Genomic DNA, 13,800 nt, shown 5'->3' on the forward strand with positions numbered 1-13,800 from the left:
CAGACGATAGATAATCGAAAAAGTGCCCTGGCCGACGGTTGAATATCCCACTCAAAAAAGGTGATAACGCTGGGCCAGCGGTAGTTCGGTCGCCGGTTCGCAGGTCAGCAGCTCGCCATCGGCACGCACTTCGTAGGTCTGCGGGTCGACGGTGAGATGCGGGCAGGCATCGTTGAGTTTCATGTCCTTCTTGCGCACGCCCCGCACCTGCCTGACCGCAGCGAGCTCGCTCTCCAGCCCCAGCCTTGCCTTGATCCCGGCATCCAGCGCCGCCTGACTGACGAAACTCAAGCGGGTCGCACTGGCGGCCTTGCCGAAAGCGCCAAACATCGGCCGATAGTGTACCGGCTGCGGCGTTGGAATCGACGCGTTGGCATCCCCCATCGGTGCGGCCGCGATCATGCCGCCCTTGATGATCAGCGCTGGTTTGACACCGAAGAATGCCGGGCTCCACAGCACCAGGTCCGCCAGCTTGCCGACTTCGACGGATCCCACTTCGTGGCCGATGCCATGGGTCAGCGCCGGGTTGATAGTGTATTTGGCAATGTAGCGACGAGCACGGAAATTATCCGCGCCCAGCGCTTCGTCTTCCGGCAGCAGACCACGCTGCACCTTCATCTTGTGGGCGGTCTGCCAGGTGCGGCAGACCACCTCACCGACCCGCCCCATCGCCTGCGAATCGGACGAAATCATCGAGATCACGCCCATGTCGTGGAGGATGTCCTCGGCGGCGATGGTCTCGCGACGAATGCGCGAATCGGCGAAGGCCACGTCTTCGGGAATGTTCGGGTCGAGATGGTGGCACACCATCAGCATGTCGAGATGCTCGTCGATGGTATTGACCGTGTACGGCCGGGTCGGATTGGTCGACGACGGCAGCACGTAGTCCTTCGAGCAGGCGGTGATGATATCGGGCGCATGGCCGCCGCCCGCGCCTTCGGTGTGGTAGGTGTGAATACCGCGCTCCTTGAACGCGGCGATCGTGTCCTCGACGAAGCCGGATTCATTGAGCGTATCGGTATGGATCGCCACCTGGACATCGTATCTTTCCGCCACGCTCAGGCAGTTGTCGATCGACGCGGGCGTCGTGCCCCAGTCCTCGTGCAGCTTGAGCCCGATCGCACCGGCGACGATCTGCGCTTCCAGGGCTTCGGGCAGGCTGGCGTTGCCCTTGCCGAGCAGGCCGATGTTCATCGGCAGGGTATCGACCGCCTGCAACATCTTGCCCAGATGCCATTCGCCTGGCGTACAGGTGGTGGCATTGGAGCCGGTGGCCGGCCCGGTACCGCCGCCGAGCATCGTCGTCACCCCGCTCATCAGCGCCTCTTCCACCTGCTGCGGGCAGATGAAATGGATATGCGCGTCGATACCGCCGGCGGTCAGGATCTTGCCCTCTCCGGCGATGACTTCGGTACCCGGACCGATGACGATCTCCACGCCTGGCTGCACGTCGGGGTTGCCGGCCTTGCCGATGGCGGCGATCCGCCCCTTCTGCAGGCCGACATCCGCCTTGACCACGCCCCACCAGTCGAGAATCAAGGCGTTGGTAATGACGGTATCCATGACCGAATCGTCGTGCCGCTGGCTCTGCCCCATGCCGTCACGGATGACCTTGCCGCCGCCGAACTTGACCTCGTCGCCGTAGACGGTGGCATCGCGCTCGACCTCGATCCACAGCTCGGTATCGCCCAGGCGGACCCGGTCACCGACGGTCGGGCCGTACATGTCCGCATAGGCTTGTCGGGTGATTTTGACCATCAGTCGGCCCCTCCATTCTTATCGCCTGCAGGCACATCTCTTGACGGAGATGCCCTTCGCGCGTCCTCGGGCGCGTTAGGGAGCAGCGAGCCCATGACGTCGCCACGGAAACCGTAGACGCGGCGTTCGCCGACGTAGGGCACCAGTGTTACCTCACGGGTCTGTCCCGGTTCGAAGCGGATCGCCGATCCCGCCGGCACGTCGAGGCGGTAGCCCCGGGCCTTGGCGCGATCGAAGGTCAACGCCGGGTTGGTTTCGGCGAAGTGATAGTGGGAGCCCACCTGCACCGGCCGGTCACCGGTGTTGGCCACCGCCAGCGTGAGCGTCTCGAGACCGGCATTGAGCTCGATCTCGCCGTCCTGAATCTGCATTTCACCGGGAATCATCGATTTTCCCTTGTTATCGGTTGTTCGTCACATGGACAGCACCTGGACAGCCAACTGCCATTATCTGACGCGATGCAAGCGAAGGTCAGGGTAGGCGGCAAGCTTCGAAAAAGCGCAGTTGGCTTCAGCCAATGAGCATTTTTCGAAGCGCAGCCAACATCGCCTGACCCAGCGCAGCCGCGTCAGACAATAGGGTCGTGAACCGTGACCAGCTTGGTACCGTCGGGAAAGGTCGCCTCGACCTGCACTTCCTGAATCATCTCGGCGACACCGTCCATGACGTCCTCGCGGGTCAGGATCTCGCGGCCATAGCTCATCAGCTCGGCCACGCTGCGTCCGTCACGCGCCCCTTCCAGGATTTCGAAGCTGATCAGCGCCATCGCTTCCGGGTAGTTGAGCTTGAGCCCGCGCGCGCGCCGCCGTTCCGCCAGCTGTGCCGCACTGAACAGCAGCAGTTTGTCTTTGTCTCGGGGTGTCAGTTCCATATCGATGTCCTGTCTGTAAGCTACGAGCTACGAGCTACGGGCATTGCAATGATGCGCCGGCTTCGGGGCAGCGCAGACGACAGTGCTGGGCCGCTTCGACCAGTATCCGTCGCCGTCGGCATGATGACTACGTGTACCAGATTCGCGGCTCGCACGCCTCGCGGCCGACCAGTAGCGGCCTGAGCGCATGCCAGGCAGCACAGCATAAATCCCACGCTTCATTGCGCGAACCGCCGAGATAACGCAGCAGCAGCACGCCATGACGCTGGGTCACGGCCCAGTTCGGGTTTGCCGGCAGCGCGTCTCGCACCGCTTCAACCGCCTGGCGCGGATCCGTCAGGCCGGCCGCCCACAGCGTCGCCTGGACCGTCGCGCCGCCCTGCCCCCAACGCCCCGAAAAGCGCCGGTGCAGCGGGTCCAGCGGTTGCCGCTCGAGCCATAGCGGCCGACCGTCGTGAAGTAATTGAAAGCGCTGCTCGATGCGACCACTCTCGAACGGGAGATGGCTGGCCGGACGCCCCAGCGCCATGATCTCCCACCCCAGGCAGCGCGCATTGCCCGTCAGCGAGATCTCGGTGCGCTGCTCTCCTTTCGAGCCGTCGAAGGCGATCGTCTCCTGGGGCAGCCACTCCAGTGTCCCGCCATCCTCGACCTCGAGCCGGTTGGTCTGGGACCAGACCACGCCGTGACTGTCTGCCCGATAGAGCTTGGTCGCCGCCGGCGTGGTCAGCACGGCATGCGCCGAAGCCTCGACGTTCACGTCGATCTTCAGGGCATCGCCGCTGACCAGCCCCCCCGGCGGATGCAGCAGGTAGACATGGCAAGGATCGGCCAGCCCGGCCCGATACGGCTCCGGATAGAACGGCCGCTGCACCCGCAAGGGGCCGTGATGTCGCGCTCGGGTCAACCGCGTGCGCCTCATTGGCGCCGCGCCGGTGGATGCCGTGCCCATGGTGCGAGCCGCAAACGCGAGCGACAGCGACGCCTCCCAACGTCGGGTCGCATCGAACCGATGCCCCGAATCGGCGGGGGCCGCCTGCCAATGGCGTGAAGGATCTACCGTCATACTGTCAGGTGTCGCTTGATCAGGTCGTCGCTCAGTTCGGCAATATCGCCACCGGCCACCGCCTGCCCACGATCCATGATCATGAACCTGTCGGCATACCGCCGCGCGAAAGGCAGCTTCTGCTCGACCAGCAGCACGGTCAGGCCATCCTCGCGATTGAGACGCCGGATGACTTCGCCGATCTGCGCGACGATGTTGGGCTGAATGCCCTCGCCCGGCTCGTCGAGGATCAACAGCCGCGGGTCGAGCACCAGCGCCCGACCGATGGCCAGTTGCTGCTGTTGACCGCCGGAAAGATCGCCACCGCGACGATGGCGCATCTCGTTGAGCACCGGGAACAGCTCGTAGATACGCTCGGGAATCCGGCGCTGCCTGTCTCTTCTCGCCGGCAGGCCGATGCGCAGATTCTCCTCGACCGATAGGGTGGCAAAGATCTGGCGCCCCTGGGGCACATAGCCGATCCCCATGCCCGCCCGCGCTTCGGGTCGCCGCTTGAGCAGCGCCTCGCCGTCGAAGCGAATCGCCCCGCTGCGCGCCGCCACCTCGCCCATCACGGTCTTGAGCAGCGTCGTCTTGCCGACGCCGTTGCGCCCCATGACGCAGGTACAGCGGCCGGCAGGCACCTCAAGCGACAGATCGCGGAGGATGTGGCTTTCGCCGTAGTACTGATTGAGCTTGTCGACACTCAGCATCAGGCCGCCTCCTCGTCGCCGCCGAGATAGACCTCGATCACCCGCGGATCGCTGGCGACCTCGTCCATGGTTCCTTCCGCCAGCACGCTGCCCTGATGAAGCACCGTGACCTGCCTGGCGATCGAGCGCACGAAGCCCATGTCGTGTTCGACGACCACCACCGACTGCTGGCCGGCGAGCCGCGTCAGCAGCTCGGCGGTGCGGTGCATCTCCGGCTCGGTCATGCCGGCGACGGGCTCGTCCACCAGCAGCAGCCGGGGCCGCTGCATCAGCAGCATGCCGATTTCGAGCCACTGCTTCTGCCCGTGCGACAGCACGCCGGCCAGGCGATGCCGTGCCGAGGTCAGGCCGATGGTCTCGAGCACCTCGTCGATACGCGCCTGGCCTTCCCGGTCGAGCCGGGCCAGCAAGGTCTTCCAGACCCGCCGGTCGCCGGCCATCGCCAGTTCCAGGTTCTCGGTCACGTCGAGTGCTTCGAAGACCGTCGGTTTCTGGAACTTGCGGCCGATTCCCAGATTGGCGATCTGCGGCTCGTCCAGCGTCAGCAGATTGTGGCGGCTGCCGAACCAGACCTGCCCGTGATCCGGCCGGGTCTTGCCGGTGATGATGTCCATCATCGTCGTCTTGCCAGCCCCGTTGGGGCCGATGATGCAGCGCAGCTCGCCGTCATCGATGGTCAGGTTGAGCTGATTGATGGCTTGAAAGCCGTCGAAGCTGACGCTGACGTCCTCCAGGTAGAGAATCGGACCGTGCCGCACGTCCACTGGCGACTGCGCCGGCGCCATGAAGTCGAAAACACGATCCGGACGGGCGAACTCCCGCAACCTGTCGAAGCGAGTGCTATCGATCACGCTCATGCGCTCACCTCCTGTCGATCCTGCTCTTCGCCATCGTGACGCTTCCCGCGCCAGGTCGAGATCACGCCGGCAATGCCCTGCGGCAGCAACATCGTGACCAGCACGAACAGGCCGCCGAGAATGAACAGCCAGGCATCCGGCATTACCCCGGTCAGTACCGTCTTCAGGTAATTGACCACCAGCGCCCCCAGCAGCGCCCCGTAGAGCGTCGCCCGGCCGCCGAGCGCCACCCATACCACCACCTCGATCGAGAACAGCGGCGCGAAGGTGCTCGGATTGATGATGCCGACCTGCGGGACATAAAGGGCGCCGGCCACCCCGGCGATCATCGCCGACACCACGAACAGCGCCAGCTTGACGTGGTCGACCCGGTAGCCGATGAAGCGCACCCGCGCCTCGGCATCGCGGGTCGCCACGCTGACCCGCCCAAGGCGAGACACCGTGATCGCCCGGCACAGCCAGAACGCCAGCAGCACGGCCATGCCGGATGCCACGAACAGCGCCACGGTCATGCCCTCGCTCGCGAGCGAAAAGCCCAGCAGCTCGTAGAAGCGCGTCAGTCCGGTGCTGCCGCCCATGCCCATCTCGTTGCGATTGAACGCCAGCATCAGCGCAAAGGTCAGCGCCTGGGTGATGATCGAGAAGTAGACCCCGGTCACCCGCGAGCGAAACGCCAGCCAGCCGAATACCAGCGCCAGCAAACCCGGTGCCAGCAGAACCGCCAGTGCCGCCACCGGAAAGTAGGTCATGATCGACTGCCAGCCGGGCAGCGGTGAGGTCTGCGCGTTGAGATAGAGCCCCATCGCATAGCCGCCCAGGGCAAAGAAGGCGCCATGCCCCAGGCTGAGGATGCCGAGATAGCCCCAGATGAGATCTACCGCCAGCGCCAGCAGCATGTAGGTGAAATACTTGCCGAGCAGCGATACCGTCGCGTTGCTGACGTGCCAGGCGCTCGATTCCGGCAAGGCGTTCAATACCAGCACCACGAGCATGCCGACGATCAGCACCAGGCTGGTCAGGAGCGTCGAGCGGGACAGGAACGCCTGACGCGACCGATCACGTTCATGCAGTAAGGTTTGGGTCGTCATGAGGTCCGCCCCTTGGGTGCAAAGATGCCCTGCGGGCGCTTCTGGATGAACAGGATCACGCCGACCAGCACGATGATCTTGGCCAGTACCGCGCCGACCCACGGCTGCAGCACCTGATTGATCACGCCTAGCGACATGCCGGCGACCAGCGTTCCCCACAGGTTGCCGACCCCGCCGAAGACCACGACCAGGAAGGAGTCGACGATATAGCCCTGGCCCAGGTTGGGGCCGACGTTGGTCAGCTGTGACAGCGCCACGCCGGCGAGTCCGGCAACACCGGCACCCAGCCCGAACGTCAGCATGTCGACACGGGTGGCACGTACGCCCATGGCGCGGGCCATCGCCCGGTTCTGGGTCACTGCACGCACCTCCAGCCCCAGCCGGGTATAGCGCATCAGCGCCCACAGGCCGGCAAAGACCACCAGGCAGAAGAGCAGCACCGCCAGCCGGTTGAGGGTCAGCGACAGCGCCTCGTTGATCTGCCACGCCCCCTGCAGCCAGTCCGGCGAGGTAACGCGACGATTGAGCGGCGAGAACACGCTGCGCACCAGCTGCTGCAGGATCAGGCTGAGGCCGAAGGTGGCCAGCAGCGTCTCCAGCGGGCGTCCCTTGAGAAAGCGGATTACCGTGCGTTCGATCACCACCCCGAACGCACCGGCGACCAGGAAGCCGCCGGGAATGGCCAGCGCCAGCGCCAGCCCCGGCTGCCCCGGTAGCGCCTGCTGGATCATCCAGGTGGTATAGGCGCCGATCATGATCAGCTCGCCATGGGCCATGTTGATCACGCCCATGACGCCGAAGGTGATCGCCAGGCCGATCGCCGCCAGTACCAGAATCGAACCGGCACTGAGACCGAAGAACAGCGTCTGCGCGCGGTCGTACCAGGCGCGCTTGCTCTCGATGCCGCCAAGGACCGACTGCGCCTCGGCGGCAAGCTCGGAATCACCGGCGGCGATCGGGGTCAACGTGTTGCGGACCCGCGTATCGAGATTGCCGCGTAGCGTCTCCAGCGCGTCGATATCACCCTGCTGGACATCGTAGAGCGCCAGCGCGACATCGAGCTGGCCGCGAACGGACTGGCTCTCCTCGTCGTCGCGCATCGCGCGCACGCTATCGGCATTGTCGGCCGTCACCTCGCCGACCAGACGCTCGGCGGCCGCCAGCCGAGAGGTCTCGTTGCCAGCGCTCAGGGAGAGCGAGGCCAGCAGCCCCTGGATACGGGTGCGCAGATCGTTGTTGATCTTGAAGACTTCGACCGTGCGCCGCGTGCCGGTGCCGGCGTCCTCGAACGTGATGGCATCAATGATCGGCCACTCGCGGCCGCTATCATCGGTGACGATGTAGAAGCGCTCACCGCGACGCTCCTTGCCCAGGCGGCCGTCGAGCAGCGCCTGCAGCCAGCGCGTCTTCTGCTCGGCATCGCTCTCGGCGATCGCCTGAGCGGCATCGCCCTTGGCCTGGAAGCTGCGCGTATCGAGCGCCTCCAGCAGCGCTCGGGACTGCGCATCACTGACAGCGGCCGCCGCCGTCTGGCTGACGGAAAGGCCCCATGCCATCAGCAGGCACAGCAGCACGGAATGCATCAGCAGGCGCGTCAGAAAACGGCCTGTCGAATGTTGAATCTTGGTCATGTTCTTTCCTCGACACCGCCCTTTCGGTGTGGCGTCAGACCCAGGTTCTGCTCGATGCCGCCGGCGCCCGTTCGAGCGCCGGTGGCCTGGCTTCATTCGGCGCCCGGGCCGTCTTCGCAGGTCATCGACTCGACGTCGAGCTTGCCGCAGCGCAGCGGTGCTCTCCAGTCGCTGATCAGGTTCTTGGAGTCCGGCAGGTAGTCCGACCAGGCATCGCCGGCAACCGTCGTCGGCGTCTGCCAGACCACGCTGAACTGCCCATCGTCCTGGATCTCGCCGATCATCACCGGCTTGGTGATGTGGTGGTTGGGCATCATGGTGGAAGCGCCGCCCGAGAGATTGGGCACGGTCACGCCGATGATCGAATCCTTGACCGCGTCGACATCAGTGGTCCCGGCCTTCTTGACTGCCTGGGCCCACATGTTGAAGCCGATGTAATGCGCCTCCATCGGATCGTTGGTCACCGCTTCGTCATTGCCGGTGTAGGCGACCCAGTCGTCGATGAAGTCATAGTTGGCGTCGCTGTCGACGCTCATGAAGTAGTTCCACGCCGCCATGTGACCAACCAGCGGTGCGGTATCGATACCGGTCAGCTCCTGCTCGCCCACCGAGAATGCGACGACGGGAATGTCGCTCGCGGAGATGCCCTGGTTGGCGAGTTCGTTGTAGAACGGCACGTTGGCATCGCCGTTGATGGTCGAGACGACGGCGGTCTTCCTGCCCTGGCTGCCGAAATCCTTGACCTGCGAGACGATCGACTGCCAGTCGCTGAAACCGAACGGCGTGTAGTTGATCATGATGTCGTCGCCGGCGACGCCGTTCGCCTTGAGATAGGCTTCGAGGATCTTGTTGGTGGTGCGCGGGTAGACGTAGTCGGTGCCCAGCAGCGCCCAGCGCTCGACGCCCTGGCTCATCAGGTAGTCGACGGCCGGGATCGCCTGCTGATTGGGCGCGGCGCCGGTGTAGAAGATATTCTCCGATGACTCCTCGCCTTCGTACTGCACCGGGTAGAACAGCAGCCCGTTGAGCTCCTCGACCACCGGCAGGACCGCCTTGCGGGATGCGGAGGTCCAGTTGCCGAAGATCACGTCGACATGATCGTCGCCGGTCAGCATGTCGCGCGCCTGTTCGGCATAGAGCGACCAGTCCGATGCCGGATCCATCACCACCGGCTCGAGCTGGCGACCGAGCAGACCGCCGGCTTCGTTCTGCTTGTCGATCAGCATCAGCATTTCGTCCTTGAGCGTCGACTCGCTGATGGCCATGGTGCCGGAGAGCGAATGCAGAATGCCGACACGAATCGGGCCATCGTCCTGCGTCTGTTCCTGGGCAATGGCAGCACTACCGAAACCGGTCAGCCCCAGCGCGATGCTGGAACCGGCAATCAACTTGCGAAGGGAGGTTGTTGTCATTGGGTTCTCCTGGTCATGACCCTTGGTGATCGGCCTGATGATCGTAAATATCCGCGCACCAGACGCGACTATCGATCGAAGAACCCTATGCATTTTTCGTGCCTTGATCGCCGCCCTCGTGATTCTCGCATACAAAAAAGAGCGAAAAGCACGGTAAATTCCGTCAACGAGCCAGAAATTGGTGCAAACGAAATCCCTTGGGCACCGCAAAATTGTCGTTAATGGTGCATTCACTGCCGAAGCTGCACAGTCATTGCACCCTTTTCGAGCAAAAAGATAGCGCCATTACGATTGGCGCTTCATGAGAGTGCATGGGGACATTGGCAGGCCGCCGAGGTCGGCTCGAAAAGTCCTCGAACCGATACGGCGATGAGACACGAAGCGGCGGCGCTCGATGCGCGCCGCATGCCAGGGTCGATGGGCCGGAATCGACGGGGCCGGGAGCGACGAGGCCGGGGTCGACGAGGCCGGGGTCGACGGGGCCGGAACAGCCGGCAGAGACAGAACTAGAACAGATGCCGATCCAGTGCCATCAGCCCTTCCGGGCCGGCAGCGATCTGGCGCTCCAGCGACTCGTTCCGCGGCAACTGGCGCTCCAGGAAGTGCCGCCCCACGATCAGCTTCGCCTGATAGAAGTCTTTCCCGGCCGGGCCGTTTCCGGACAGACCGCGATGCGCCGCGTGGGCGGCCTTGAACCACATCCAGGCATAGAGGGCATGGCCCAGCAGATGCAGATAATCGTGGGCCGCCGCGCCCGCGGCAGCCGGATCCTTCCCGGCGGCCTCGATCAGCGCGGCGCTGACCCGCTCGAGCCTTTCCAGTTCACGCACCGCCGCCTCCCGGAACGGTCGTAGCGGCGACGCCTCGATATCCTCGCCGCCTCCGAGATCTTCCCGCACCCGCTCGGCGAGACGCTTCACGTATGCCCCTTGATTGCGCGTCAACTTGCGCCCGACCAGATCCATCGCCTGGATGCCGTTGGTGCCTTCGTAGATCATCGCGATCCGGGCATCGCGCACGTACTGTTCCGCGCCCCATTCGACGCAGTAGCCATTGCCGCCATAGAGCTGCTGCGCCTCCACCGTGGCCGCGAAGCCGCGATCGGTCAGGAACGCCTTGGCTACCGGGGTCAATAACGCGACCAGATCCGCCGATGCTTCACGCACCTCGTCATCGGGATGGTACTTGGCACGGTCGAGCTCGCTTGCCACGAACGCCGCGAACAGTCGCCCCCCTTCGTTCCAGGCGCGGGCGTCGAGCGCCATGCGGCGCACGTCGGGATGGACGAGAATCGGATCGGCCGCCTGATCCGGTTCGGCAGCGCTGCCGGGCGCCCGGCTCTGGCGCCGCTCGCGGGCGAACGCCATCGCGCCCTGATAGGCCACCTCGCCCAATCCCAGCCCCTGGAGGCCGATCGAAAGCCGCTCATAGTTCATCATGGTGAACATCGTCGCCAGCCCCTGGTGCGGCTCGCCGATCAGAATGCCGCTGGCCGCTTCGAAGTGCATGACACAGGTGGCGCTGCCCTTGATGCCCATCTTGTGTTCGAGGCCGCCACAAACCACCCCGTTGGGCTCGCCGAGCGAGCCGTCCTCCAGCACCTGTCGCTTGGGCACCAGAAACAGCGAGATGCCCTTGGCGCCTGCGGGCGCCTCCGGCAGTTTGGCCAGCACCAGATGGGCGATGTTCTCGGTCAGGTCGTGCTCGCCGCCGGTGATCCAGATCTTGCTGCCGGTGATGGCGTAGCCGCCGCTGCCATCGGGCACGGCGCGGGTCTTGATCAGCCCCAGGTCGGTGCCACAGTGCGGCTCGGTCAGGCACATGGTGCCCAGCCACTCGCCGGCGTAGAGCCGCGGCAGATAGAGCGCCTTGGTGGCCTCGTCGGCGTAGGCATCGAGCAGCAGCCCGGCACCGTTGTTGAGCGTCATATAGAGGGCGAAGCTCGCGTTGCTGGCATAGAGCATTTCGTCGAAGGCCTGCGTCAACAGCTTCGGCAGCCCCTGCCCGCCATGGTCGGGATTGCCTCCCAGCCCGCACCAGCCGCCTCGGGCCAACTCGAGAAACGCCTCCCTGAACCCGGCCGGCGTCCGTACCTCGCCGCCTTCGAAGTGGCAGCCTTCGGCGTCTCCGCGCTGGTTGAGCGGAAACAGTTCGGCCTCGACGAGACGCCCGGCCTCTTCGAGAATGGCATCGGCGAGCTCGGCGTTGAGTTCGGCGGTGGGCGGCATCGCCTGCCATTCCTGATCGGCATGGAACACTTCGTCACGAACGAAGCGCATATCTTCGAGCGGTGCACGATAATCGGCCATTGGAACTCTCCCGGCGGGCTTCAAACATTCGTTTCAATATGGCCATGACTATAGGTGAGAAGAGCGGCGGCCTTCACTCTGACCTTGGTCTAGGCTTTGCCTGAAAAGTGCCTGCGCTCACCGGCTTCTCTCACCGCATCCGGTTTCCCTCCCGTGCCGAACGCTACCATTGGCGACGTTTTTCACCGTATCAGCGGCAGTAAGCGCGAAGATTCCTTCGGGACGGTTGGAACGACCGACTTGATTCAGGATAATTGGCAACTTGCGTGTTCCCGCGGATACGCCAGACTGAGTGCTCTCCCCCACAGGCCGAGCGCTCTCTGGCACGACGCCCGAACGACGCAAGGGAGCGCAAGGGAATCGTCGCCATTCGCCGTGCGATTGCGACTTGGAATAGACTCATCAAAGAATGGAGACGGCTAGTGGCTCAAGACGCCGACAATCAGCCGGATGCGCCGCAGGAAGGCATACCGGCACCCGAGGGTCCCGCCAATCTCATCGATACCGATTATGTGATTGGCCAGGACAATATCCAGACCAACAAGTTTGGTTTCAATGTCGATCTGCATGGCAAGGTCTTCTCGATCTCGTCGCTGCTGATTCTGTTTTTCGTCATCATCACGTTGGCGCTGCCGGACCAGATGGGTCCGCTGTTCAACGGAGCGAAAGGCTTTCTGACCGACAACCTGAGCTGGCTGTTCTTGTTCGCCGCCAATATTTTCGTGCTGGTTTCCGTCGTGCTGATCTTCACGCCGCTGGGCAAGGTGAGAATCGGTGGCCTGCATGCCAAACCGGATTTCAGCTACGCCGGCTGGTTTGCCATGCTGTTCGCAGCGGGCATGGGTATCGGGCTGATGTTCTACGGCGTCTCCGAACCGATCACGCACTTCGGCACGTCCATTTCCGGTGATTCCTGGGCGCCGCTGGGGGGTGCCGAAGGCGACCAGGCCGCCGCGCAATCCCTGGCCATGGCTGCCACCATCTTCCACTGGGGTCTGCACCCGTGGGGTATCTACGCGGTCGTCGCGCTGTCGCTGGCACTCTTTTCCTTCAACAAGGGCCTGCCGCTGACCATGCGCTCGATCTTCTACCCGATTCTGGGTGAGCGGATCTGGGGCTGGCCGGGCCACGTCATCGATATCCTGGCCGTGTTCGCCACGCTGTTCGGCCTGGCGACCTCTCTGGGTCTCGGTGCTTCCCAGGCCTCTGCCGGCCTCAACTACCTGTTCGGTATTCCCAATACCGACGTGACCATGGTGCTGCTGATCATCGGTATCACGCTGGTTGCGCTGATGTCGGTCATGCTGGGTGTCGACAAGGGCGTTCAGCGTCTGTCGCAGATCAACATGGGCCTGGCCTTCCTGCTGCTGCTGTTCGTGATCATCGTCGGCCCGACGCTGCTGATCGCTACCGGCTTCATCGAGAACATGGGCTCCTACCTCGCGAACCTGCCGGCGCTCTCCAACCCGTTCGGTCGTGACGATACCAACTTCGTCCATGGCTGGACCGCCTTCTACTGGGCCTGGTGGATCTCCTGGTCACCGTTCGTGGGCATGTTCATCGCCCGCGTCAGCCGGGGTCGTACGGTGCGCGAGTTCCTGATCGCCGTGCTGCTGGTGCCCACCGTCGTTTCCGTTCTGTGGATGACGGCCTTCGGTGACACTGCGATCGACCAGCTTGCCAACCAAGGCTTCGAAGGCGTCAAGAATGCCGCGCTGGAGCTGCAGCTGTTCACCATGCTGGGCCAGTTGCCGCTGACGACGATCACCTCGTTCGTTGGCATCATTCTGGTCATGGTGTTCTTCATCACCTCTTCCGACTCCGGCTCGCTGGTCATCGACTCGATCACCGCTGGCGGTAAGGTCGACGCACCGAAGCCGCAGCGCGTGTTCTGGGCCTTGATCGAAGGTGCCATTGCCATCGCGCTACTGCTGGGCGGTGGATTGACGGCACTGCAGGCCGCAGTGATCGCTACTGGCCTGCCGTTCACCATCGTCCTGCTGGCCGCGTGCTATGCGATCATCCAGGGGCTGCGTTCCGAACCCCGCGGCTGATGGCATCGTAGACGGTGGATCCAAAAAAGCGGGCGGCTCATGGAGCCGCCCGCTTTTCGTTG

At 64.0% G+C, this 13,800-nt stretch carries 11 protein-coding genes; 1 reads left to right on the plus strand and 10 read right to left on the minus strand.

The features are described 5' to 3' along the window. Positions 1-51 precede the first annotated feature (51 nt). The 10 genes from ureC to CCD76_RS02640 form a co-directional block, all read right to left on the minus strand. Entirely contained in the window at positions 52-1,758 is a 1,707-nt protein-coding gene (ureC, locus tag CCD76_RS02595) for an urease subunit alpha (protein ID WP_087717975.1), read from the minus strand. Continuing rightward, positions 1,758-2,144, minus strand: coding sequence for an urease subunit beta (locus CCD76_RS02600; protein WP_087717976.1), 387 nt, complete (start codon positions 2,142-2,144; stop codon positions 1,758-1,760). The genes ureC and CCD76_RS02600 overlap by 1 nt, the downstream gene beginning before the upstream one ends. A 182-nt stretch (positions 2,145-2,326) precedes the next feature. Continuing rightward, positions 2,327-2,629: an urease subunit gamma gene (locus CCD76_RS02605; protein ID WP_087717977.1), complete on the minus strand. Its 303-nt coding sequence runs from the start codon at positions 2,627-2,629 to the stop codon at positions 2,327-2,329. Between the two features lie 127 nt (positions 2,630-2,756). Next, positions 2,757-3,695, minus strand: coding sequence for an urease accessory protein UreD (locus CCD76_RS02610; RefSeq protein WP_087717978.1), 939 nt, complete (start codon positions 3,693-3,695; stop codon positions 2,757-2,759). After that, positions 3,692-4,387 (minus strand): urea ABC transporter ATP-binding subunit UrtE, encoded by a 696-nt coding sequence (gene urtE / locus CCD76_RS02615; RefSeq protein ID WP_087717979.1) that lies wholly within the window; start codon positions 4,385-4,387, stop codon positions 3,692-3,694. Before urtE ends, CCD76_RS02610 begins: the two co-directional genes overlap by 4 nt. Next, a complete protein-coding gene (gene urtD / locus CCD76_RS02620; protein ID WP_087717980.1) occupies positions 4,387-5,244 on the minus strand; it encodes an urea ABC transporter ATP-binding protein UrtD in 858 nt (285 codons plus the stop codon). The genes urtE and urtD overlap by 1 nt, the downstream gene beginning before the upstream one ends. After that, positions 5,241-6,332 (minus strand): urea ABC transporter permease subunit UrtC, encoded by a 1,092-nt coding sequence (gene urtC, locus CCD76_RS02625; protein WP_179208821.1) that lies wholly within the window; start codon positions 6,330-6,332, stop codon positions 5,241-5,243. Before urtC ends, urtD begins: the two co-directional genes overlap by 4 nt. After that, positions 6,329-7,963 carry an urea ABC transporter permease subunit UrtB gene (urtB, locus tag CCD76_RS02630; RefSeq protein ID WP_256961055.1) on the minus strand — a complete coding sequence of 545 codons (1,635 nt, stop codon included), beginning with the start codon at positions 7,961-7,963 and terminating at the stop codon, positions 6,329-6,331. Before urtB ends, urtC begins: the two co-directional genes overlap by 4 nt. 92 nt (positions 7,964-8,055) lie before the next feature. Continuing rightward, entirely contained in the window at positions 8,056-9,375 is a 1,320-nt protein-coding gene (urtA, locus tag CCD76_RS02635) for an urea ABC transporter substrate-binding protein (RefSeq protein WP_087717981.1), read from the minus strand. Between the two features lie 506 nt (positions 9,376-9,881). Then, on the minus strand, positions 9,882-11,684 hold the full coding sequence (locus CCD76_RS02640; protein WP_087717982.1) for an acyl-CoA dehydrogenase C-terminal domain-containing protein: 1,803 nt from the start codon (positions 11,682-11,684) through the stop codon (positions 9,882-9,884). Between the two features lie 422 nt (positions 11,685-12,106). Between CCD76_RS02640 and CCD76_RS02645 the strand changes: the two genes are divergently transcribed. Beyond that, on the plus strand, positions 12,107-13,738 hold the full coding sequence (locus CCD76_RS02645) for a BCCT family transporter (RefSeq protein WP_087717983.1): 1,632 nt from the start codon (positions 12,107-12,109) through the stop codon (positions 13,736-13,738). The last annotated feature ends 62 nt before the right edge of the window (positions 13,739-13,800 follow it).

Origin of the sequence: Salinicola salarius, from assembly GCF_002179555.1 — a bacterium.
GTDB classification, from domain to species: Bacteria; Pseudomonadota; Gammaproteobacteria; order Pseudomonadales; family Halomonadaceae; genus Salinicola; species Salinicola salarius_A.

Coding starts and splice junctions, on each gene's coding strand:
- urtB (WP_256961055.1), bottom strand. CDS start 7,963: ATGACCAAGATTCAACATTCGACAGGCCGTTTTCTGACGCGCCTGCTG.
- CCD76_RS02610 (WP_087717978.1), bottom strand. CDS start 3,695: ATGACGGTAGATCCTTCACGCCATTGGCAGGCGGCCCCCGCCGATTCG.
- ureC (WP_087717975.1), bottom strand. CDS start 1,758: ATGGTCAAAATCACCCGACAAGCCTATGCGGACATGTACGGCCCGACC.
- urtE (WP_087717979.1), bottom strand. CDS start 4,387: ATGCTGAGTGTCGACAAGCTCAATCAGTACTACGGCGAAAGCCACATC.
- CCD76_RS02605 (WP_087717977.1), bottom strand. CDS start 2,629: ATGGAACTGACACCCCGAGACAAAGACAAACTGCTGCTGTTCAGTGCG.
- CCD76_RS02600 (WP_087717976.1), bottom strand. CDS start 2,144: ATGATTCCCGGTGAAATGCAGATTCAGGACGGCGAGATCGAGCTCAAT.
- urtD (WP_087717980.1), bottom strand. CDS start 5,244: ATGAGCGTGATCGATAGCACTCGCTTCGACAGGTTGCGGGAGTTCGCC.
- CCD76_RS02640 (WP_087717982.1), bottom strand. CDS start 11,684: ATGGCCGATTATCGTGCACCGCTCGAAGATATGCGCTTCGTTCGTGAC.
- urtC (WP_179208821.1), bottom strand. CDS start 6,332: ATGACGACCCAAACCTTACTGCATGAACGTGATCGGTCGCGTCAGGCG.
- urtA (WP_087717981.1), bottom strand. CDS start 9,375: ATGACAACAACCTCCCTTCGCAAGTTGATTGCCGGTTCCAGCATCGCG.